Genomic DNA, 22,303 nt, shown 5'->3' with positions numbered 1-22,303 from the left:
CAGGAGAATCCGATGCCAAGTTTGCAATCTGCTCAAGATATCTTTGAACGTCAATTTCTCGAGATGCGCTGCGAGCTTTTGAATCTGGCAGCCGCGCTGGACCGAATCCACCGGGCGGATGGAGCTGGTGATGTCCAAAACGATTCACGAATGAAACAGCTTGCGGACGCGATTCAAATCGTCGCCAGCGAAGGGGACGATCGCGCAGAGCGTCTTCAGCTTCTCTTTAGCGACGATTACGTTGAAGGCTGGAACCAATCATAAAGTGCTGTGAGCGACCGAAACAGGTGTTGCTGCACGATCAGCTTTCCTGCATTGGTGTTTCGGTTCTGCCTCGTGGCAAACAGCTTTATACGTCTATTCGGCGATGCCGAACCGGTAAATCGTTTGTTGCGAATAGTTCTCGCCGGGGCGAAGGACTGTTGTCGGGAAGTGCTTGTGGTTAGGAGTGTCGGGCAGATGTTGGCATTCCAGACAAAAGCTGGTGTGCCGATCTCTCCCTGCTGTCGCTTCACTCTTGTTGAAATGATTGGCGGTGTAGAGTTGCACGCCAGGCTCGGTGGTGAGCACTTTCATTGTGCGGCCGGAATGTGGGTCGCTGACTTCAGCCGCAAGTTTGAGCGACTGATCCCAACGGTTAATCAGGAAGCAGTTGTCGTACCCGTTGCCGACCTTGTCAATCTCTGCCCCAATGCGTTTTGGAGACCGGAAATCGAACGGAGTCTCTGCAACATCGAGAACCTTTCCGGTGGGAAGGACGTCGGCGTCATTCTCTAAAACTCGATCCGCGTAGAGCTTGAGGACATGATCATATACCTCCCCATCGCCTGAGAGATTCCAATAAGTATGATTTGTCAGGTTGAGCACAGTCGGAGCGTCTGTTGTTGCACTGTATTCCATCACAAGGTCGTGTCCGTCAAGACGATACAGGACATCGACAGTGAGTTCTCCGGGGTAGCCTTCATCTCCATCAGGGCTGATCAGACGAAACGTGACTTGATCCTGCTGCGGGTTGAGTAACTGCCAGACCTTCTTTGCGAACCCTTTATTCCCACCATGCAAGTGGTTGGGGCCGTTGTTGATCGCAAGGTTGTAAGTCTTTCCGTCGAGTTCGAATTGCCCACGGGCGATTCGATTTGCGAACCGTCCCGGAGTCGCTCCAAGAGATGACGGATTCGACAGGTAATACTCGAGGTCAGGAGCGGTGACGGTGATGTTTGCCCAGTTCCCTGTTTTATCAGGAGCTTCAACTGAAACGACCGACGCCCCTGCATTGGTCAGATTCACACGGAGATATTCATTTTGAAGTTGAAGGCGTCCATATTCCTGGCCGTCCTGCGTTTGTCCGACTGTTGTCCAGTTATCAGGCATAGGTCTCCTCAATCCTTTAGCGCATCTTTCAAATTGGTGTTCGGGTTCTGCTTCGTGGTGAACAGCGACTTTAATGATGAAAGGCGTTCTTCACGAGCACGTGGTAGAGCAAACTGCTCGGATTCACATTCTGGTGATGGAGATGCACTCTGATGCTTCAAATCACACATTGAGTTGGAACAAAAAAACGACCGAAGAGAGTTTCTTCGGTCGTTGATATTTTGTCGAGGATGATGCGATTAAAATTTTGGAACACGAGCCTGCACTTTTGGATCATCGTACCTGGGACTCCAGAATCGGCTCACGAACTTCACGCCAAACCCCCAGCTTTTTTCTGCTTGAGCACGTTGTGCCCAAGGAGTGCCTGGATGCTCTTTGATCACTCGATCGTACATCTTGAAAGCAAGAGCTTTTTGTTTCTCAAGCTCCTCCATGTCGACCTTCGTGGCCTTCACCTGTTGTTCATCAGGTGGGAGCATATCCCTGGTGTATGCCTTGTACCATTCATTATGCTTCGGATCTTTGGGCTTTGGATTCTCTTTAACATGTTTGTCGAGAGCAAGCAGGTATTGGAACTGACGAACGCGATAGCACAGCAGTTGAGCGTAGGCTAAATCGTAAGCTGCACGCCAACGTGGTTCTCGCTCCTCGTCTCGAAGTGACTGCACCTTTTCGAGTCGATTCACTCCTTCCTGGACTTTATTCATTGCTCGAACGACCTTGTCGAACTGAAGTTTTCCTTCAGCTTTGAACTCAGCAATATCCATGGGGTAGTGTTCATGACGAATATTGAGTTGAGGATCGTATCCTGAATGCGGGTTGAGGGCGACAATGACCTGCCAGATCGTTTTGCGGAATTCACTTTTGTTTCTCGATGCCTCGTAGTCTCGACGAGACAACAGCAACGGTTCGTACTCTTTCATGGCGAGGTCGTCAAACTTTCGCTGCGTTTGCGCCAAAGCACCGGTCATGTTCTTCTCTTCACTGTTGAGCAGGAAGAAAATCCCCCCAGATTTCTTGGCGAGGCGAACTTGACCATAAGGTCCAAATCCACTTGATGCAGAATCCCAACGACGATGGAATCCATCATACTGCAAACATTCCGGGAAGGCGGTTTCAGGTCCACGATCGACTCGAATCCAGAATGGAAGTTTCGTTTCTTCGTCGACCCAGCGAATCTGTGAATAGGGATAGCCAAAGATTGCTTCACGGCTGAGGAAGTAGACTGGGGAGCCAGCACGCTCCGCTTTCGCAATGACCTCTTCGAGCATGGCTTCGTCGTCACCCGTTTCATCTGTGACAACAATGATGGCGAGCTTACGATCCGATCGTTTGGCCCCGACGGAGTATTGGTCGATTGCACCCGCAATCGCGGTATACATGTTTTCTTTTCCGGTTGGGTCTTCTTTGATTTCGCCAATCGCTTTACGAATATCATCAAGATCGCCGGTCGGCTTCTTCAGGTGCGGATAAGTTTTCTCTCCAAAACTGGCAATCATTGTTTCGAGTGCAGCGTAACGCTGCTTGCCCGAAGTGGCCTGCTTTTTGGCGATGTCGAGCTCTTCGTAAATTTTATCGAAGTTGTTCTGAATCTCTTCACGATCATCGGCAAGGCTGCTTGATGCATCGAAAAGCCAGACGGCCATGACAGGCTGCTTTTTCATCATGCGAGTCAATTCAAGAGTGATCCGGTGCATCGCTGCCCCGTATCCTTCAACGCGTGCTCCGACTTCCCCGGAGACTTCGCCTTCCCCCAAATCGACTGCAATTTCGCCTAGACCAGGAAGTGAGATATCAGCAATCGTAGTGACGTTGATCTCTGGGTCCTTCAGGGCCTCAGAGGCTTCAATTTTCGTCTGGGCGACTGGTGAAGCGGCAGCTGAGCCAAGATTCGTTGTGACCATCCCGCCGGATTGCACAGACAGATTCTCAGAGACATTCATGTCCGTTGTCAGCTCTTGCTCAAACTCCTGCTGATCACGCTCATCCGCAATAACAGTTTCAACAGCGACGACATCGGATTCGTCGTTGAGTTGAAGCTTATAAAATGCCATCGCGCCAAGCAGTGCTGCATGGACAACGATGGAAATAATAATTGGGGGAGCACTTTTTCCGAGCATGTCATGTCTCAAATCGATTGAAATATAAATCCAACTTTTATGTAGCCCAAACGATAGCTTTTATCGAAAACGAATGACAGGACACGCTTCCATGCAGAAGTCCTCTCCAGATTGTACGGCAGCTGAGAGATTAAGGTAAGAGGGTGAACCTTCAGAGCGAGAACTCAGCCGGTTTTACAGCTTCGGTCTTGCACGTGGTTTGGCAGCTTTTTGCCGAGCAACTTCTCGGCGTTCTTCATCGGCGAGGAGAAGCCGGGCGACTTCTTCCTGATTTGCACGGAGCATTCCATTCGAACCGGGGATTGCTTCGCTGTATTCCTCCCACGACCAACCTAAATCCATTTCAAGTTCTCTTGTAGCGAGCATCGCCCAAGGAGTTCCGGGATGATCGTCAATGACTCGCTTGAGGTATTCCTTAGCGGAGGCAGCAGCTTTTCGCATTTCCGGTCCTGTCAGAATTTCATCTGAAGGAACAAGTCGCCACATGTTGTTTTTCTCACTTGAAAACGACTTCGGTGTCACACGCATGTTCGCCAGCATCGTGTTGTAACCAAAGTACCGAACGCGCATCGCCAGAATACGTCCCATGGCAAGGTCAAAAGCAGCCTGCCAACGAGGTTCCCGTAATGAGTCTCGATCTTTAGTCCCAGTACTCAAACCATCGTAGAGACGTTTTAATTCATAATCGATTTCTGCGACTGGTTTTTGAGCTTCTGTGATATCAGTACGGAGAATGTTGTCGTTGTAGCCACGGAACGTCAGTTCCGGAATCGGCGAGCTTGAGCGGTATGTCATCTCTGCGACATTCACTAAAGCCCGCTTCGCTCCATTCTTGGCGATTTCTTGCTTGATAACGCGAACAGGACGATAATCAGGAGCATACCTTCTCATGACTGCCCGGTCGAAGTTGTATCCGCGTGTCTCTTCGGTGATTAAGTACATTCCACCGGTTTCAGCACAGAGGCGAGTCAAGGCATATGGTCCGTAACTCGAAGACATCTGCTTCAGCTTCCAGTCTTGCCCACTTCCAATGAATGGGAGTTGAACGGCGTCAGGGAACGCACTTTCTGGTCCCTGATCCACAGGCAAGTAGTCAACATAACCATCTTCATATGTGTACTCCACGTAGCCTTTCAGCTGACCGAAGATGGCTGCATTTCCGATGGTAAAAAATCGTGTGTTTGTCCGTTTACCAAGTGTAATGACGTTTTCGAGGTATTGGTCCGCATCGTCTCCTTTTTCATCCGTAATGATGAAAACGAGCTTGTTCCAGGGGCCTTTACTGCGATGCCAGTTCTGGAATTTTTCCAGAGTCAACTTCGCGGCCGAAAAGACCATTTCTTTGCCGGACTCATCCTTCTTGATTTCCTTGCGGACAATCTCACTCAATTTAGCAGGGTCTTGAAGCGGCTCTGGCGTGTGAAGATTTGCCTTTGCACCGAAAGAAGCGATGACCGTGTAGAGAGAATCCGTGTCGCCCGTTTCACCAACCTGCTTGTAGATGTTATCAAAGCGATTGGCGACCGCTTCCCGGCGTTCATCGAGAGAACCAGAAGCATCGAACAGCCAGATCACCATTGTTTTGCGAGACCGCAAAGAGTTGCGAATCTCATAAGCTGCACGATCCAAGGCCCCTTCGACACCACCTTCGACTTTGTCACTGGTCCCTTTGTTGTCAAACTCTTGAGCAAGGTCTTCGGATGTGTGATCAATGGATTCGCTGGCAAAATCGCGAAGTTCTGGATTGAAGACCTCGTCAAATTCCTCTTCACGGGACTCTGCCTTATCTGCAACAGCAGTAGCAACCTGCAGCGATGGCGACATGCTGACGCCAGTTCCGTCGGTTCCGACTTGATCCATCGCAGTTTCGTTGAACCGCAACTCTTCTTCCTGCAATTTGTCGTCGACCACACTCGTAATCGTGGTACTGTCAAGGTCTTTCTGAGACTCCAGGACGATATAATTGAAGGCAGCAAGGATCGACAGATTGATCACCAGGCTGATACCCCAGGCAGGCATATCTCGCATTGCTTTCGACATCGTCGAAACCCCTTATTTCTCAAAAGAGTACAGAATATGAGGTCATTCACCCCGAGCTTGATATCATAGGTGAAAATCGATCGGTATTCAATCAAATCTTCGCCAATGAGTGGACGCCCCTATACAGGTGGACCATCCTCTATGAATAATTACCACTCTCAACCGGAAAACGTTCTTTGAAATCCCAAGTTTCTGTGACATCAAATTGATTCAACCTAATTTTTTGACCGAGAGCATTTGCCGGGACTCTTGATTTGGTCTCAAAAGCTGATAAAGTCCCCAACTTGTTTGAAAAACAGTTATTTCAATAGAGAGTTTGCCACACCGGTGGCAAAAGCGGCGTAGGAGCCGAGTGGAATGTCAATTACGAAAGAACGTAAAACCGAACTGGTCAGCGAGTTCCAGAACTCCAGTACCGATACTGGTTCTCCGGATGTGCAGATTGCTGTGCTTACTCATCGTATCAATGCGTTGACTGAGCACTTGCGAGAGCACAACAAGGATCATGCAGGCCGAAAAGGTCTGTTGATGATGGTTAGCCGTCGTCGTCGTCTTCTGGATTATGTCAAGAAAAGAGACCCAGGTCGTTATGTTGACCTGATCACCCGATTGGGAATCCGTAAGTAGCCCCGGTTCAAGACGTGTCCGAGTCAGGTCGTTGTTGACCTCGGGATGTCTACTGGTAAGGGATTTTTATGGTCTGCAATTCGGACAAGAAGTTTGTGTACCAGATGTTGAACCATCTGATTGCTTGAGCAACCGATGAGCCTTGACACGATTTTCGTGGCAGGGCTTTTTTCGATTCTCCGAATTCAACGATCATCACTTTCGAGAAGCGTCTAAAGCAGTTCCAGCACTTGTTTTGGCTTTTCGCCTCGTCGCGAAGAGTCAACAAAATCGTGAAAACGATCCTCGCGGGCAAGAAAAGCGGGGGAAAGACTCCGGTTTTCACATTCAAGGCTGAGTTGGCTTGAGCGACGTATGATGAGCAGGTGAGTGAGTCAGTGAAAGACTTTGAGAGTCGTGTCACTTCAGGTCCAACCGGGAATAAGCCCGGAATCAGTGGGCAGAATATTTTGGCAACGTTCGCTTTAAGTCAGCCCGTAATGCTCCCCTGTTCGAGAAGCACGATCTGCATTTCTCAAAGAAATCTATCGTAATTTCTGTATTGTTTTTGTTGTTTTTAGCATTTTGCTAATTCATTTTGCACCCGCGGTTTTTGATTACGCAGCGTTTCTTAAAGTTCTGCGTGCTACACCATTCACAAATCCGCACTAGTAGGAAAATATTGTGAGTAAAAAAGTTCAGGTTTCAAAAGAAATTGCCGGCCGAACACTGACGTTGACCACCGGCCAGCTTGCTAAGCAGGCAAGCGGCTCGATTCTTCTTCAATATGGCGACACCTCTCTCTTCATCGCATCACAAACAGGGCCATCTCGACCAGGGACAGACTTCTTCCCTTTAACGATTGATTATCGCGAAAGATTTGCAGCTGCCGGAAAATTCCCTGGAGGATTCCTCAAGCGCGAAGGCCGACCAACACAACGTGAAATTCTCACCTGCCGATTGACCGACCGTCCATTACGCCCACTCTTCCCGAAGACATTTCGCGATGAAGTGCAGGTCATGATCAACGTGATGTCTTGCGACGGAGAAAATGACCCCGATGTGTGGGCCATCACTGGTGGTTCCGCAGCTTTGGGCGTCGCTCCCCTTCCATTCCAGGGACCAATTGCAGGTGTTCGCGTCGGGATGATTGACGACGAATTCATCCTGTTCCCGACTGTGGAGCAAATGAAAGAGTCTGACCTCGATCTCGTTATGGCGGGAAGCAAAGAGTCAGTCTTGATGATTGAAGGCTTCGGTGACCAGATCCCTGAAGACCAAATGGTTGATGCCCTCATGTTCGGGCACGAAGCTGTCATCGAAATTTGCAAAATGCAGAGTGAACTCTTCAAAAAGGCCAATATCGAGCCTTTCGAGTACGAAGCCCCAGCCGAGAACCCCTGGCTCTCAACTGTAGAGAAAGAGTTCTCCGGAAAAATCAAAGAGGCTCGTCAGAACACCAAAAAAGTCGAACGCTCCGCAGCCACAAAAGCTGTTCGCGATGCAGCCATCGAGAAGTACTTCCCCGGTGAGGAAACAGAGCTTGAAGATGGTCGCACCCTTGCCGATCTGAAGGAAGCCTTCTACCAAACCGATTTGAAGGTTTGCCGCTCCTTGACCATGTCGGGAAAACGCCTCGATGGTCGTGGAACAGACGAGTTGCGTCAAATTGACTGTGAAGTCGACTTGCTTCCGGTTGTACACGGTTCAGCACTATTCACACGTGGTGAAACACAGTCGTTGGCAACTGTGGTTCTTGGAACCGTCCGTGACGAGCAACGTGTTGATGGACTCTTTGACGAAATCAACCAAAGCTTCTATCTGCACTACAACTTCCCGTCATTCTCCGTCGGCGAATGCCGTCCGATTCGTGGACCGGGTCGTCGTGAAATCGGTCACGGTGCACTGGCTGAGCGTTCGGTCGCTCCCGTGTTGCCGAAAAAAGAAGCCTTCCCATACACGATTCGCATCATCTCCGACATCCTCGAATCAAATGGATCGAGCTCGATGGCATCGGTTTGCAGTGCGACATTGGGACTGATGGCAGCTGGTGTTCCAATCAGCCAACCGGTTGCAGGAATCTCAGTCGGCGTCATCAAAGAAGGCGACGATTACGTATTGCTGACCGACATCATTGGTGACGAAGATCACTTTGGCGACATGGACTTCAAAGTGGCCGGGTCGCAAAAGGGAATCACCGGGATTCAACTGGACCTCAAAATCGACGGGATCAACGAAGAGATCATCCGCAAAACACTTGAGCAGGCTAAAATTGCCCGCCGGGAATTGCTGCGAACCATGCTCTCCACGATTCGTCGTCCTCGTCCGGAACTTCCTGATTCAGCACCTCGTATCGTTACGACCAAGATCAATCCTGAAAAAATTGGCCTCGTGATCGGACCAAGCGGGAAAACAATCCGCGCAATTCAGGAGAGCACCGGAGCTCAAATCGATATTGTCGACGATGGAACAATCACAATTTCTGGCGACAATAAAGAAGTTTGTTCAGGAGCACTCGCTCACATCGAAGCACTTACCGAAGAGATCAAAGTCGGCCGCATTTACAGTGGAACTGTGAGTTCGATCAAAGACTTCGGAGCCTTCGTTGAAATCGCACCTGGAAAAGATGGCTTGCTGCACATCAGCGAACTCTCAGACGGGTTCGTGAAATCTGTTGCCGATGTCGTCAAAGTTGGCGAAGCGATTGATGTCAAAGTGATCGCTGTCGATGACCAAAACCGCGTCAAACTCTCTCGCAAAGCTGTTCTCGCTGAGCAAGGTCTCACCGACAGCGAAGACGAAAGTGACGACGACGACGACGATGATTACGATGGCGAAGAGGAATAATCCAAACGCCTCGTGAAATGAGTCACTGCTACTTTCTTCGGTGATGTGACGTTTTTTCACGATGAGTCAAACATGAATATGTTTCAGCCGAGGGGATTCATCCCCTCGGCTTTTTTCATGCAGCAAGAGCATTTCCAATGCTTTTTGTGCCCGCGAAGTCCCCTTCCTCGACTCTATGAACTGCCCCCACGAGGCTGAACATCAACATTAAGTTCGAATCTGCTTACGTCGTGTCTCGGTGACCACAAATTGAACTAACTGTCCCAGAGTTGCACCCTCGAAATCTTCTGCATTCAGATCCAGAATTCGGGCATCATGGAGCAGCCCAAAGATCAAGTTAAGGCGGAGTTCGTTTCGAACTTGATCGAGCGTGACATTCTCGATTTCACTCTGTTCAGTTTCGAAATCGATACCAATTTCAAGCTCGTAGCCCTCTTGTAGAAAATCGTCCGGGATCTCTTGGTTTTGCCGAGTAAATCGTTCTTCGATCTCCTCATCGAACAGTTTTAGCCGAGAGTTCAGTGAGTCGAGCGATGTTGTTGGCTGCATTGACTCGATTGGCACTGAAGTCTCTTCTGTGACTGCAATCATCAAATCCACGATGGGCGACCCACCAGCATCCGGATAATGCTCTTTGCACCATTTCAAGACAGCTTGGTGAGCCTTCCAGAGAGCAACCCACCTCCATACTTGCCAGATCAGGCAGAATGGGATGGCGAGCAACAGCAGAACTCCGACCCAAACTGAAAACTGACCAAAGAAGATCGCGAACAACAACGCGAAAAATGCCCAGCTGCAACCGGTCGCATCCGTCGGCTGCACTCGTTGCCTTTTCAGTGTCAGGCGTTGGTGCTTCATAGAGCTGTCGTTCTACTCACTTCTACAGGAACGATTCATAGAAACTCAACTTGTCAACTCCTCAGGGACTCATTTTCCATCGAACTGAAACGGTTGGCCGGCGAGGTCGTAGCCGGGGCGAAGGGCGATGTTGGCGAGGAGGCCGATGCTCAGGCATGTCGTCACTAAAGATGAACCACCATAGCTGAGAAGCGGCAGTGTGAGGCCGGTGATTGGTGCCAGGCCGACTGTCATCGCCATGTTAAAGAGAGCCTGCGTCCCGATCATGGCGACGATTCCAGTTGCAACGAGGCGGCCGAACGGGTCACGTGTCTTCGCTGCGATGTGGAGTCCGCATAAACAGAAGGCTGCAAAAAGGGCCAACACCCCCAGTGTCCCCGGAAGCCCCCACTTTTCACCGATCAGGCAGTAAACGAAGTCAGTTCGCCCGGCGGGAAGCCGATAAGCAGCCGGGTCATCAAGCGGCATGCCGTCGACGGAACTCCCCCACTTTCCTCCGAGTGCAAGCATTTGCTTCGATTGCCACAGGTGATAGCCATCACCGGTTTGTGGTGAGCCCGAGTCGCGCTGCCGGAAAAGTGCTGTTACACGAGACTTCTGCTCAACACTCATGACAGACCAGAGCATCGGCAGGATCAACACCCCAGCGATGATCGTTGTGGCGAGATGTCGAAACCTGGCACCCGCTGCAAACAACACCGCAAACAGCACTGGAAACAGCAGTAGTGAGGTCCCTAGGTCGGGTTCGCGAAGGATGAGAATTACGGGAACGCAAGTCATCAGAAAAGGAACGACCAATCCAGCAACGGTTCGATGATTCTCACGGAACATCAGGTAACGGCTAATCGCCAGAATGTAAGCAACTTTAGCAAGTTCTGACGGCTGCAAATACATGAACCCGAGCGGAATCCAGCGACGGGCTCCGTTGCGAGGAGGGAAGAAGTAAACCGCGATCAGCATGACAATTGAGCAAATCAGAGCCGGATAAGCCCACTCTTTCAGCTGACGAAAAGGCACAACCAAACTGACAACCATCGCAGCGGCTGCAAAGAACAGCCACATCACCTGACGAGGTGCGTACACCCCTGCACTTGCAAGTTCGTCTCCACGGCCGATTCCCGAAATCCCCAGCAGCAACAAAAGCAGGGTGATGATCGGGACGGCAACGAGAGTCCAGGGAATGCTTCTTCCGTGATGCATCTGGGAAGTGAGGAGTTAAGTGTGTGAGGAGTTTTCACAGGCCGCAATGATATTCCCACAAAGAGTGCTTCTCATGTGGCAAGTTGCACATCTCTGCGAGACAGAATCCGTACATCTTTCTTCGCAACAACAAAAACAGTCCCGAAAACACTTTGTCTTCGGGACTGTCAGTTTAGGTGTTTGATGCAGAATCGGAAAAGATCAGTTCGCCAATTTGAGGACGTATTCTCGCTTTGGCGGGGTGTTCATCTCGAAGATTTCGTCTTCGAGAGCCGTCGCGTCAGCTGTCAGCTTCGCAGACCTTTCGACGATTCCCTCGACACCAGCTTCTTGAACTTTCAGCTGCTTTTGGAGTTGCTCATTATCAGGAGCAGCTTCGGCACTTCTTCTGGTTCGGGCATAGCGTTGAAAGCCAAGCCATTCTTTCCGCAATTCCCCAATGACGGTTTCGTTGCGTTCTTTGTTCTTCATCGCAACGGCGAGCGCTTGCTGGTATTGGGGAGTCTTCGCATTGCCTTGCAATTCGATATGTCGCCCAAGAGCTGTCCAGTCATACGTCCCAACCTTTTGGCCGTCGATAAGAAGGTCGTATTTCCCCGGCTTGAGCCCGTGAACTTCGAGCATTTCCCCACTGAGGCGATGCCCCAGGCGTGTCAGCCTGACTCCTTGAGCAGCTTCTTCTGGAAGAACCCAAGGGAGTGAATCAGCTTCCCACTGGAAAGAGATGCCATCCTCAGTCTCTTTGATCTCGCTGATTTCTCCCCCGGTCACCTTCGCTGCCCAGTCACCATTGGCTGCTTTGGAGATTTTGATATTCGAGACACGTCTTGGAAGCCCCAAGTTGTCGATCATGGCGGTCGCCATCACGACTTGTCCCGCAGCCCCTGGATGAACGGCATCTGCGATGAGGGTGAAGTTGGGATCTGTTTTGCGTCGATTGAACGTGATTTGATTCAGCGGTGACCACATATCGACGAAGCCGAGCCCACGTTCTGTGGCGATTTCCTGGCACCATGTTCCGTAATAGGCCAGCACGGAATTGTAGAGAGCTGTTGAGTTGGGATCACGTTTCCGACGAGGGTTGAGCCGAGCAGCGCGAGCATCAAACATGGTCGGAGCCATCAAAATTGGAGTCGCTCCGATGTCCTGAATCCGGTCGACAACATTGATCATGTCCTGTCGGTATGTTTGAAATGTTTCGTCATGGTAAGGAACGTAGGTCCCATCGTTCATCCCCAGCAAGACAGTCACGTACTTCGGTTTGTAAGCAGCGACGTCATCGTCAAATCGTTGCAAGGCGTCCCAGGCACGAGCTCCACCAACTCCAGAGTTGTGAATCTTGAGCCGCATTTCCGGGAACCGCGTATAGAAATAATCCTCAACGTATTGCGTGTAGAGGCGTTGATGTGTGATGCTGTCTCCCAGGAAGACGATGGAATCACCGTCCTGGAGTTCCAGCTGAGCGAGCGGTTTTGCGAATTGGACCGGCTCGGCCTCCTGAGCTGCGAGATGGCCGTTCACCATCGCCAAGAGGGTCAATGAAAGAAGCAACTTGCGCATGTGATCGTGTCCTGTATGATTGACGAAAATTTACCAAGCGTGATAGTAGTCAATTCGATGTTTCAATTTCTATCAGACTTCAATTTCTACCAGAGGGAGTAACGCCCTGCCCATCCAATCTCAATTTTCTGCGGACTACATCACTGCACGAGAGCGATTTTGCGAGACAGCCAAAGAGCGGGGATGGTCGCTGAGTTCTTATCCTCGCGAAGGTGGGAGAGATGAAGAACTCTGGACGGACGTCGCTCGCATCGGTGCTGAATCACCTGATAGAAGACTCATAATCAGTTCCGGCCTGCACGGGGTCGAAGGTTACTTTGGATCGGCAATTCAGCTGCAAGCATTGCAAAAGCTCGAAGCGAAGAAGTTCACCCAAAGTGGCCTTGAAGTCATTCTTGTGCATGCGTTGAACCCGTTTGGATTCGCACGATCTCGGCGTATGGACCAGTCAAACATTGATCTCAACCGCAACTTTTTGATCTCTGGCGAGCGCTATGAAGGCTCGCATGAATTTTACCGAAAGCTCGATCCGTTCCTGAACCCGAAGTCCTGGCCGAAACTCGAACTTCCGGCGCAATTGCAAGCGGTCGCAAAGGCGATGAGGCATGGTCTGGGAAACTTGAAACAGGCGGTCGCCGAAGGGCAATACGATTTCCCGTTAGGCCTGTTTTATGGTGGAAGCGAACCGACTGAAACGATGCGTTTTTTTGAATCACACATACTCCCGGAATTTCAGTCCGCTGCGGCGGTTCTGCATCTGGACCTGCATTCTGGGCTCGGGAAGCGTGGAGCGTTCGAGTTTTTGCTGGATTACGAACTTGCCGCAGAAGAGCGAAACTGGTTGAACAATTCTGTGAACGCCAACCTTCCCGTACAGCAGTTGAAATCGGCCTATAAGGCACGCGGGAGTCTCTCCCGCTGGATTCGCCATCAGCATCCCGCAGCGATTTCCGTTTGCTGGGAGTTTGGAACATCGTCTTCAATTTCAGTATTGGCAGCTTTACGAGCGGAGAACGCTGCCTACCATTGGGGAGACCGAGGTTCAAAAACATTTCAAGCAGCGAAGCAAAAACTCAAAGAAGCATTCTCTCCTCCCGAGGCATCTTGGCAGAAAACTGTATTGAATTCTGCGGATGCTGTTCTCCAGCGGATCGTCAAAACGTGGGGCAATGCGTAAGATTGATTGCCGAGAGAGAAAATTTCTGAGAGACAGATGCGTGAAGTGTCACGCTCAATTTTCAAAGTGAATTTCAATGCATGTGTTAATTATTGGTTGCGGGTATGTCGGTGAGCGGTTCGCAAAGCAGGCTTTAGAACGTGGTTGGCAAGTGACCGCACTCACTCGCAGTCCGGAACGTGCCGATGCGTTGCAACTGGCTGGCATCAACCCCGTCATTGGGAATGTTCTGGAACCGGAGTCGCTGCGATCATTACCGCAAGCGGATTTGTGCCTTTATGCAGTCGGGTATGACCGAAGTGCGGATGAGAACAAACGGGATGTCTATGTCGCGGGCTTAAAAAATGTCCTGAGTGAGATCGCTGATCGAATCCCGCGATTGATCTATGTTTCCAGCACGAGTGTCTACGGCGAATCAACCGGTGATTGGGTCAACGAAGAGACTCTCTGCGAACCAGCAAATGAGAGTGGACAGATTTGCCTCGACGCGGAAAATGTTGTCAGAGAACTCTACACTCACAACGAAAATCGTGATGCAACGATCGTACGCCTCTCGGGAATTTACGGCCCCGGGCGTTTGATCGGTCGCAAAGAACAATTACGAGAACAGAAACCGATTTCGGGCAACCCCGATGGGTGGCTGAACTTGATTCATGTCGACGATATCCTGCAAGTTTTATTTATCTTAGCGAGCGGCCCCCCTTCCTCCCCTCTCTATCTGCTCAGTGATGAGCAACCGAATCGCCGGTTCGAGTTTTATTCGGAGCTGGCAAAACACCTCCAAACCCCTGCCCCGCTCATGCCAGACGAGCCGTCAGCGAACTTTGGCAAACGTTGCGACAGTTCACGAATTCGGAATGAGCTGGGAGTGAAGTTGTTGCGCCCAACGATTCAGGATGGGATTCCCGCAAGCATTGAATAAAAGAATGCTCAGTGCGTGCCACGACGGGGGGCGGATAGCCTGACGGTCTCTTCTGCCATTTCAAGGTGTTGTTTTCATGGTGTAGTTTTTTGTTTCATTGCTGCGGAGGTTTGGTTACCATTGAATACGCTGAAGACTCAAGTAGACTTGCTGTGAAGTTATTGATCGCGAGTATTGTGCACGAGTTCAAATCAGCGAACTCCGATTTTGAAGTTCGCATCTTTGCGAACTCTTGGGAATCATGAAATTCCCTTGAGTGCTCTCTGGCAATGGGTCGTGCGATTCGATTAGGCTTGTAGGATGCGCTCCAAATTTTGGGCGTTCCTTTCTGATTTTTCATTTTCGTCGAGGTTTGCAGATCGTGGTCTGCATGTTCGCTCGACCTTAAAATACCAAGGCAAGGAGGCGTTTGTGTCGTTGGCACAGCTTCTTGAAAGTCGTTTCCGTGGAGACATCCGCTTTCGTGGACAAGCCTATATTCAGGCAGAACGAGTCTCGATTGCACGCGTCTCACCGGATGATCTGCATGGCATTGTCCGTGATGGAGTCGAATATCAAACACACCTGAGCCGCCAGGAAGGTGAGCTGCGGATGTTTTGCTCGTGCGTCGGTGATGCACAAGCAAAAGAACCGGCCTGTAAACATTTGTGGGCTACGATTCTTTCCGTCGACGAGGGTGAGTACCTGACCGGAGTTCCTCGGGCTGGCAACATTCCGCCATTCGCAGCGGACACCACCTATACCCCATCGCACTTGATTGAAGAGATCGAAGATGAATTCGACTCTCTCGAGTTGTTTAAATCTTCACCGTCCTCTTCGTCGACGGCAGCGACGACGTCAACACCTGCAAAACCCTCCAAAAGGCAGCTGCGCGACTGGGAAGTGAAACTCCAGTCTCTCCGCTCCGAGATGCCTGGGTCTTCTCAGTCGGGCTCAACGGCAGAATCGCGTGAGCGCGAAATTTTCTTTGAAATCGATATTGTTGAAAGCCAAAAAGCTCAGCAGCTTGTCATTCAAACTTCACAGCGACAACGGCGAAGTAATGGCCAATGGGGAAAACTGAAACCACTTAAGCTGAGGCCGAACCGTCTCGAAGAAATTGAACACGCCGACGACCGACGTATTCTCGCTTTTCTGGCAGGCGGAACTCCAGAGCGAACTGGATGGATGGCGCAGCAGGCGGAATTCCAAACGTCAATCTTTCGCTACCGCGTTCCTTATGAACTCTGTAGTTTGATTCTCCCGTTGATGTCAAAGTCGGCACGCCTGCGTTACCTGAATAGCCCGGAGAAAGACTGGACTCCACTGGTTTGGGATGACGAAGAAGCGTGGAAGCTTTGTCTCGTCCTTGGGCAGGATGACGAAGAAGGGACGTGGCAACTCATCGGAGAAGTCCGTCGTGGCGAAGAGAAAATGCAATTGTCCGAGTGCGAACTGGTTCTCCCGGGGGGACTCGTCGCGACTAACGAGGCAATCTTTCAGCTAGAAGATTTCGGAGCTTTCGACTGGGTCCCAATGCTGCTGGGCGAGCAGCAACTCAGTGCGAAAGATGGTGAAGAGCAGGATCTTGTCGACTGGTTACTCGACATGCCGGTTCTCCCTCAGTTGGATCTTCCAGAGTCACTACAGCTTGAAGAAGTTCGTCCTGACCCGATCCCCAGACTCGTCTTTCGATCGCCTCGCAAACGGGGTTGGCGACACGAGCGAATTCAAGGAAAAATCGAATTCGAATATCTCGGAACAAGTGTGGCTGCGTCGAACGTACAATGGGCCATTGTCCAAAGAGAAGAAGGCCGCTGCCTGCTGAGAAATCAGGAGTTGGAATTCGAGTATTGGTCTAAACTGAACGAGCTTGGCTTCCGCCGACTGGTGGACCACCGCCAGAGCGCACACGACGTCGACATCCCGGTCAGCGAACTGGGACGCTCGGTTCGTGAACTGGTCTCCGATGGTTGGCAAGTCCAAGCCGATGGAAAAGAGGTTCGCCAACCAGCATCAGTCAAGTTCAATGTTCGCTCGGGAATTGATTGGTTCGAGCTGACGGCAGATGTCGACTTTGAAGGTCGGAAAGCCAACTTCCCGGAGCTTCTCGCAGCATTAACACGAGGAGATCAAACGATCCGTCTGGACGATGGATCGCTTGGAATTCTTCCGGAAGAATGGTTGCAGCAGTACGGAATTCTGGCAGGTCTGGGAACGATTGACGAAGAGGGCTTGAAGTTCTCAACAACCCAAATTGGAATCGTTGACGCCCTGTTGTCTGCACAGGAATTCGTTGACTTTGACGAAAAATATCTCGAGCTCAAAGCGAAGCTGGCCGCCTTCGATGGTGTCGAGGAACGTGCAGAACCCGAGAACTTCGGTGGAGAGCTTCGTCCGTATCAACGTGAAGGCCTGGGATGGCTGCACTTCCTGCAAGACTACCACTTTGGCGGTTGTCTGGCGGACGACATGGGATTGGGAAAAACAGTCCAGATGCTGGCACTGTTCCAGGAACGAGCCGCATCGCGCACGAAAAAACTTCCGTCGCTGGTTGTTGTTCCGAAATCGTTGATGTTCAACTGGGTGCAGGAAATCCAAAAGTTTGCGACCGACTTAACGTTTCTGGAGTACACCGGCCCCGAACGTTCGAGCCGGTTTGCGGATATCCCGAACACAGATATCGTGCTGACGACTTATGGAACCTTGCGTCGCGATATCATCGAAGTCAAAGAGCAGCAGTTTGACTACGTTGTGCTCGACGAAGCACAGACAATTAAGAATGCATCGTCTCAAGCAGCAAAAGCATCGCGCTTATTGAAGGCCAACCATCGCGTCGCCCTTTCGGGAACTCCTATTGAGAACCATCTGGGTGACTTGTGGTCAATCTTCGAGTTCCTAAACCCCGGAATGCTTGGGCGAAGTTCCATTTTCAAAACACATGCGACCGATGCTGCCAATGCAAAGTCACGTCAGCTGATTTCCGCAGGTGTTCGGCCGTTCGTCCTGCGTCGTACAAAAGGCGAAGTTGCGAAGGACTTGCCGGAAAAATTCGAAGAAACAATTTACTGCAGCATGGGAAAACGGCAGCAGGAACTGTACTCCGAACTTCGCGACCACTACCGAGACTCGCTGCTTGGGCTCGTCAAGGAACAGGGGATGGGCAAAACCCGTATGCACGTTCTCGAAGCACTGCTTCGACTTCGTCAGGCAGCGTGCCACCCTGCTCTGCTTGATCGTGGAAGCGAAGATGATGGATACGCCAAACTCGACACCCTCATCCCGCAGCTTGAAGAACTCATTGAAGAAGGACACAAGTCACTGGTCTTCTCGCAGTTCACGAGCATGCTGTCCATCGTCAAGAAACATCTCGACGAGAAAGGTGTGAAGTATGCGTACCTGGATGGACAAACACGAAAACGGAAACAGGTTGTCGACCAGTTCCAGAATGATGAAGAGACGAAGGTCTTCCTGATTTCGCTGAAGGCGGGTGGTTTGGGTCTCAACCTGACAGCTGCCGAATATGTATTCCTGCTCGACCCATGGTGGAATCCTGCCGTCGAAGCGCAAGCGATCGACCGGGCACACCGTGTTGGACAGACAAATCAGGTGTTTGCGTACCGACTCATCTGTCGAGACACCGTCGAAGAGAAGATTCTCGACCTTCAAAAGAAGAAACGAGAACTGGCCGATGCCATCCTCGAAGGCGAAAACACTCCTTTGACCGATTTGACAGCGGAAGACCTGGAAATGCTGCTCTCGTAGCGAACAGGTCTTCGACATCCAAGAATTCGTTTCCCAGTAGACTTCACAACAAGTCTACTGGGATTTTTTTATTGACGGGCTCGGATTCCGACGATCAAAAACGCTCTCTCTCCTGGCATTTCTTAATGCCTGTCGTGCCCGTGCAGATCTGCCTTATGACTTCATTGCCTGCTCGCCTCTATGCAGAACCAGAACGACGAGGCCAGTCTCAGGCTTGTGCTATTGAACCGGACCTGGTGTTGCTGAACGGATTCTTGCTGTGCCGACTTTTACTGGGCCGACTTTTGCTGCGCTGACTTTTGCTGAGACTTGTCTGATTTTCGCTTTGGGGCGGACCACCACAATATCAGTTTCCTCCATGAAGTAAGGGAGTTGCTGAATTGAAATATCATTGCTGTTCAAGAACGGCTTGAGTTTTCTCATTCGTGTTCTCGTGGTGACAAGTACTCGCGGGGGGCCAGAGAGTGCTCTGGTCATGAGCACTTTGGATGCTTCTTGTGGATCGACATATTCTTCAATCGGCTGACGAGCATAAAAAACCCAACTCGCTTCTGTACTGGAAAAACTCACCAAATCGATTTCGTTGACACCCTTTCCCTGATACATCATCTCGACAAGAGCGTCGACCTGTCGATGTTCGTCGATCTCGTCAGCTGCGAATGCAAAGATCGCTGGAGACATCAAGAAAGCGGTCATAGCTGTTGTGTAAACGGCTCGACGGATCTGTTTTTTCTCAGCTGCCAACAACGCAACGATCCCACCAACGAGTGGAATGAAGCCCAAGAGACCAAGGATGACTTCATCGGGAACGTAGATATTTGCCAGAATTGGAATGACAACCAGCACTCCTAACCCGACGACGATGAGTGAGCCAAACGCCAATCTCGGCCAAATTTTCGCGAGTTCGAATTCCCCGCTCACCCAGCGATCAACAAAGAGCCCGACCGCGAGTGCGACTCCCGGATAGCAAGGGGTGATGTAACTTGGCAGCTTGGTTTTCGCGAGCGAAAACAGGGCCAGGTAAACACCAACCCAGCAAAAGGCGAACAGGTACCCATCACTCCACTTTGAATTCCCCTTCAGCTGTTTGATGCCGTCTAAGAGTGTCGGAATCCAAAAGATCGACCAGGGAAAGAAGCCTGCGATTAAGGCGAGTGGGTAAAACAGGAAGTTGCCGCGATGCCCATCCATCGCGTTCATTGCACGTCCAACATTATGTTTCACAAAAAAGCCGTAGGTCCATTCTCCATCTGTTTTGAGGTGAACGAGAATATACCAGGGTAATGCGATGACCAGAACAGCGGCGATCGCAGTAATGGGGCGCATCGACCAGCATGTTTTCAGAAAATGAATCGGCGCAAAAGGTCGGACCATCATGGTGATTCGCGACCACCATGTTGCCGGAGCGATTGTTTCCTGCTCGCGCACCGGAAGACGTTTTATCAAGAGAAACATGCCGATGACGGCTGTGGGGAGAACCAGGCCAATCGGACCTTTCGCGAGCACCGCGAGTCCCATGATCGAATACAGAAGCGCAGCGACTCCCCACTTCTCAGGAAACAGTGAAACGAATTTCCCGGTTTGTTCACTGGTTCTGCCAGGAGTCGTTGTTCCCCAAACATAGATCGCCAGAGCAAGCGTTGAGAAGAAGATCAGCGGAGCATCAGGAGTCGATGCGCGTGATGCGACCCCGAACATCATCGTTGTCGATATCGCAATGGCTGCCCAAAGTCCGACAGAGGGACGAAAGAGTCTTCGCCCCATGAAATATGTCAGCAGTGTTGTCCCAACTCCAAACATCGCTGACGGAAACCGGGCACCGAACTCAGTCACGCCAAAGACCATGTAGGAGAGCATCATAAACCAGTACGTGAGCGCTGGCTTATGTTCACGAAGTTCGGCATTGAAGGTCGGAACAATCCAGTCGCTGGCAGCGAGCATTTCAGCTGCGCAGCCGGCATTGCGAGGTTCATCACGGTCCCACAGATGTGTACCGCCAAGGTTCAAAAAGAAACAACAACTAGTGACCGTGAGAATGATCACCAAGTCACGAACAGTCCGGCTCATTGCAATCCTTTGCACTTCAATAATTTTCGCCCCAAGACAGATCGAGGAATACAAGTTATAGTCCGTTTTAAAGGGGTTTCTCAATACCTATTTTGCAAAGACTGTGATCAGGCGTATACTTCTTATAATTGAGTGAGTCGCCCACGGAAGAAAAACTCGATCCAGGAATTGGTCCCATGATTCTGCATGTCGATATGGATGCGTTCTACGCTTCTGTTGAAGAACGGAATCGACCTGAGCTTCAAGGAAAACCACTTATTGTTGGTGGAACCCAAGATAGCCGTGGTGTCGTGGCGGCAGCGAATTACGAGGCCAGAAAGTACGGCATCCACAGTGCGATGCCAGCCCGTGAGGCTTTTCGACGTTGCCCGGAACTCATTTCCATCCCTCCTAGAATTGATCTCTACGCGCAGGTTTCTCGAAAAATTCGCGAGATCTTCTTCCATTACACTCCATTGGTCGAGCCGCTTTCTCTCGATGAGGCGTTTTTGGATGTGACTGGCTGTCGCAACCTTTTTGGAAACGGCCCCGAGATCGCTCAAAAAATCAAAGCAGAGATCTTCAGAGAAACGCAACTCGTCGCGTCGGTGGGAGTTGCTCCGAATAAGTTTCTCGCCAAGATTGCCAGTGATCTGGAGAAGCCGGATGCTTTGGTCGTTGTCGATGGCGAACGAATCCAGGAGTTTCTCGATCCCCTTCCTGTCGGGCGAATTTGGGGCGTTGGCAAAGTGACAGGGACACAGTTCGAAAAGATGGGGATACGGACGATCCGCAATTTGCGAGAGCTCGACCTGCGAGTGCTTCAGTCTCAATTCGGTTCGCAGGGAGAGCATTTCTACAACCTCGCCCGAGGCATCGATACTCGTAAAGTCGTCCCTGATCGCGAAGCGAAATCCATCTCTCACGAACGAACATTCGAGGTCGACATCTTTGACCAAGAGTCCTTAAACGCTTGGGCGATGGAGTTGACTGAGCAAGTTGCGCGGCGTCTACGTCGTCACAAATTGCAAGCACGGACAGTTCACCTGAAAGTCCGTTTTGCGAACTTTAAAACGATCACACGGTCTTACACGTTAGAAAATGTGACCAACGTGACAGCAATTTTGTGGTCGCATATTTCGAGAATGATTGCAGCAGCAATTCCCGAACAACATAACGGAGTCCGGCTCATTGGAGTGGGGACGAGCCACTTCGAACAACCGGGGAAAGTTCAGAAGTCACTCTTTGCCGATGAAGACTCCTCCAAGCAAAAGCGGCTCGATTCTGTCGCAGACCAGATTCAGGACAAGTTTGGTTTGAATTCTCTCGCCCGGGGAATCGGCATGCTGCATGACGTTACGAAGGCAAAGGCTCACGAAACTCGCGAGGACGTTTAACCCATTCTCACTCAGCTCGACGAACCCCTCAGCAGCTCCATCACAATTGGATTGCGATTCGATTTTTCGTTTGAGGATTCTGGCCGGTCAATCATCCAGCGATTCGATGACAAATTCGTCATCGCCAACAAACACGACATCCCCCATAATGAGTTTCTTGCGTCGACGTGTTTCGACTTCGCCGTTGACGAACACATCGCCGGCCTGAATCATCATTTTCGCCTGACCACCGGTATCAGCAGCACCGCAGAGTTTCAAAAAATGATCCAACCGAACATGGTCGGTCGACGGTGGCTTCGATTCATCAGGCACGATTACTACTCGTTCAGTTAGTTTTCACGTTGTTCACGTTCGCAAATCACATCCGCGCAATTGTAGAGCACGCAAACCTTGAGTCCAGTGGGCTGATGGGGAA

General features: G+C 50.8%; 15 protein-coding genes. 7 read left to right on the top strand and 8 right to left on the bottom strand.

Annotated elements, in window-relative coordinates:
- Positions 1 to 12 precede the first annotated feature (12 nt).
- Positions 13 to 264: a hypothetical protein gene (locus Mal48_RS04670; protein WP_145196611.1), complete on the top strand. Its 252-nt coding sequence runs from the start codon at positions 13 to 15 to the stop codon at positions 262 to 264.
- Between the two features lie 93 nt (positions 265 to 357).
- Here Mal48_RS04670 and Mal48_RS04665 read toward each other — a convergent pair whose 3' ends face one another.
- The 3 genes from Mal48_RS04665 to Mal48_RS04655 form a co-directional block, all read right to left on the bottom strand.
- Complete coding sequence (locus Mal48_RS04665) at positions 358 to 1,371, bottom strand: aldose epimerase family protein (RefSeq protein ID WP_145196609.1); 1,014 nt, start codon at positions 1,369 to 1,371, stop codon at positions 358 to 360.
- Positions 1,372 to 1,610: 239 nt separating this feature from the next.
- On the bottom strand, positions 1,611 to 3,491 hold the full coding sequence (locus Mal48_RS04660) for a vWA domain-containing protein (protein ID WP_145196607.1): 1,881 nt from the start codon (positions 3,489 to 3,491) through the stop codon (positions 1,611 to 1,613).
- A gap of 174 nt (positions 3,492 to 3,665) precedes the next feature.
- Positions 3,666 to 5,531, bottom strand: a complete 1,866-nt coding sequence (locus tag Mal48_RS04655) for a vWA domain-containing protein (protein ID WP_145196605.1) — start codon at positions 5,529 to 5,531, stop codon at positions 3,666 to 3,668.
- A 357-nt stretch (positions 5,532 to 5,888) separates the two neighbouring features.
- Here Mal48_RS04655 and rpsO point away from each other — a divergent pair, with 357 nt between their 5' ends.
- Positions 5,889 to 6,158 (top strand): 30S ribosomal protein S15, encoded by a 270-nt coding sequence (gene rpsO, locus Mal48_RS04650; protein ID WP_145196603.1) that lies wholly within the window; start codon positions 5,889 to 5,891, stop codon positions 6,156 to 6,158.
- 663 nt (positions 6,159 to 6,821) lie between these two features.
- Positions 6,822 to 8,984, top strand: coding sequence for a polyribonucleotide nucleotidyltransferase (locus Mal48_RS04645; RefSeq protein ID WP_145196601.1), 2,163 nt, complete (start codon positions 6,822 to 6,824; stop codon positions 8,982 to 8,984).
- A 207-nt stretch (positions 8,985 to 9,191) separates the two neighbouring features.
- On the opposite strand, the gene Mal48_RS04640 is transcribed toward Mal48_RS04645, so the two are convergent.
- The 3 genes from Mal48_RS04640 to Mal48_RS04630 all read right to left on the bottom strand — a co-directional run bounded on the left by Mal48_RS04640 (position 9,192) and on the right by Mal48_RS04630 (position 12,602).
- Positions 9,192 to 9,842, bottom strand: a complete 651-nt coding sequence (locus Mal48_RS04640) for a hypothetical protein (protein ID WP_145196599.1) — start codon at positions 9,840 to 9,842, stop codon at positions 9,192 to 9,194.
- A 69-nt stretch (positions 9,843 to 9,911) separates the two neighbouring features.
- The gene (locus tag Mal48_RS04635; RefSeq protein WP_145196597.1) at positions 9,912 to 11,042 is read right to left on the bottom strand and encodes an FtsW/RodA/SpoVE family cell cycle protein; all 1,131 of its coding nucleotides are present in this window, start codon (positions 11,040 to 11,042) and stop codon (positions 9,912 to 9,914) included.
- A 201-nt stretch (positions 11,043 to 11,243) separates the two neighbouring features.
- Positions 11,244 to 12,602, bottom strand: coding sequence for an SGNH/GDSL hydrolase family protein (locus Mal48_RS04630; RefSeq protein ID WP_145196596.1), 1,359 nt, complete (start codon positions 12,600 to 12,602; stop codon positions 11,244 to 11,246).
- A 52-nt stretch (positions 12,603 to 12,654) separates the two neighbouring features.
- Here Mal48_RS04630 and Mal48_RS04625 point away from each other — a divergent pair, with 52 nt between their 5' ends.
- The 3 genes from Mal48_RS04625 (at position 12,655) to Mal48_RS04615 (ending at position 18,445) form a co-directional block, all read left to right on the top strand.
- The gene (locus Mal48_RS04625; RefSeq protein ID WP_145196594.1) at positions 12,655 to 13,779 is read left to right on the top strand and encodes a DUF2817 domain-containing protein; all 1,125 of its coding nucleotides are present in this window, start codon (positions 12,655 to 12,657) and stop codon (positions 13,777 to 13,779) included.
- 76 nt (positions 13,780 to 13,855) lie between these two features.
- A complete protein-coding gene (locus Mal48_RS04620) occupies positions 13,856 to 14,701 on the top strand; it encodes an SDR family oxidoreductase (RefSeq protein WP_145196592.1) in 846 nt (281 codons plus the stop codon).
- A gap of 411 nt (positions 14,702 to 15,112) precedes the next feature.
- Positions 15,113 to 18,445 (top strand): DEAD/DEAH box helicase, encoded by a 3,333-nt coding sequence (locus Mal48_RS04615; RefSeq protein WP_145196590.1) that lies wholly within the window; start codon positions 15,113 to 15,115, stop codon positions 18,443 to 18,445.
- A gap of 219 nt (positions 18,446 to 18,664) precedes the next feature.
- On the opposite strand, the gene Mal48_RS04610 is transcribed toward Mal48_RS04615, so the two are convergent.
- A complete protein-coding gene (locus Mal48_RS04610) occupies positions 18,665 to 20,512 on the bottom strand; it encodes an ArnT family glycosyltransferase (RefSeq protein WP_145196588.1) in 1,848 nt (615 codons plus the stop codon).
- Between the two features lie 176 nt (positions 20,513 to 20,688).
- On the opposite strand from Mal48_RS04610, the gene dinB reads away from it, so the two are divergent.
- Complete coding sequence (dinB, locus tag Mal48_RS04605) at positions 20,689 to 21,888, top strand: DNA polymerase IV (RefSeq protein WP_145196586.1); 1,200 nt, start codon at positions 20,689 to 20,691, stop codon at positions 21,886 to 21,888.
- Positions 21,889 to 21,975: 87 nt separating this feature from the next.
- Here dinB and Mal48_RS04600 read toward each other — a convergent pair whose 3' ends face one another.
- Positions 21,976 to 22,200, bottom strand: a complete 225-nt coding sequence (locus tag Mal48_RS04600; protein ID WP_145196584.1) for an RNA-binding S4 domain-containing protein — start codon at positions 22,198 to 22,200, stop codon at positions 21,976 to 21,978.
- Between the last annotated feature and the right edge of the window lie 103 nt (positions 22,201 to 22,303).

It is taken from the genome of Thalassoglobus polymorphus, from assembly GCF_007744255.1.
GTDB classification, from domain to species: Bacteria; Planctomycetota; Planctomycetia; order Planctomycetales; family Planctomycetaceae; genus Thalassoglobus; species Thalassoglobus polymorphus.
The sequence above is the reverse complement of the archived record's forward strand: the minus strand, read 5'-3'. Positions and strand labels throughout refer to the sequence as shown.

What these genes read in the sequence shown, in the direction of transcription:
- Mal48_RS04670 (WP_145196611.1), top strand. Translation starts at nt 13, where the DNA reads ATGCCAAGTTTGCAATCTGCTCAAGATATCTTTGAACGTCAATTTCTC.
- Mal48_RS04665 (WP_145196609.1), bottom strand. Translation starts at nt 1,371, where the DNA reads ATGCCTGATAACTGGACAACAGTCGGACAAACGCAGGACGGCCAGGAA.
- Mal48_RS04660 (WP_145196607.1), bottom strand. Translation starts at nt 3,491, where the DNA reads ATGCTCGGAAAAAGTGCTCCCCCAATTATTATTTCCATCGTTGTCCAT.
- Mal48_RS04655 (WP_145196605.1), bottom strand. Translation starts at nt 5,531, where the DNA reads ATGTCGAAAGCAATGCGAGATATGCCTGCCTGGGGTATCAGCCTGGTG.
- rpsO (WP_145196603.1), top strand. Translation starts at nt 5,889, where the DNA reads ATGTCAATTACGAAAGAACGTAAAACCGAACTGGTCAGCGAGTTCCAG.
- Mal48_RS04640 (WP_145196599.1), bottom strand. Translation starts at nt 9,842, where the DNA reads ATGAAGCACCAACGCCTGACACTGAAAAGGCAACGAGTGCAGCCGACG.
- Mal48_RS04635 (WP_145196597.1), bottom strand. Translation starts at nt 11,042, where the DNA reads ATGCATCACGGAAGAAGCATTCCCTGGACTCTCGTTGCCGTCCCGATC.
- Mal48_RS04630 (WP_145196596.1), bottom strand. Translation starts at nt 12,602, where the DNA reads ATGCGCAAGTTGCTTCTTTCATTGACCCTCTTGGCGATGGTGAACGGC.
- Mal48_RS04620 (WP_145196592.1), top strand. Translation starts at nt 13,856, where the DNA reads ATGCATGTGTTAATTATTGGTTGCGGGTATGTCGGTGAGCGGTTCGCA.
- Mal48_RS04610 (WP_145196588.1), bottom strand. Translation starts at nt 20,512, where the DNA reads ATGAGCCGGACTGTTCGTGACTTGGTGATCATTCTCACGGTCACTAGT.
- dinB (WP_145196586.1), top strand. Translation starts at nt 20,689, where the DNA reads ATGATTCTGCATGTCGATATGGATGCGTTCTACGCTTCTGTTGAAGAA.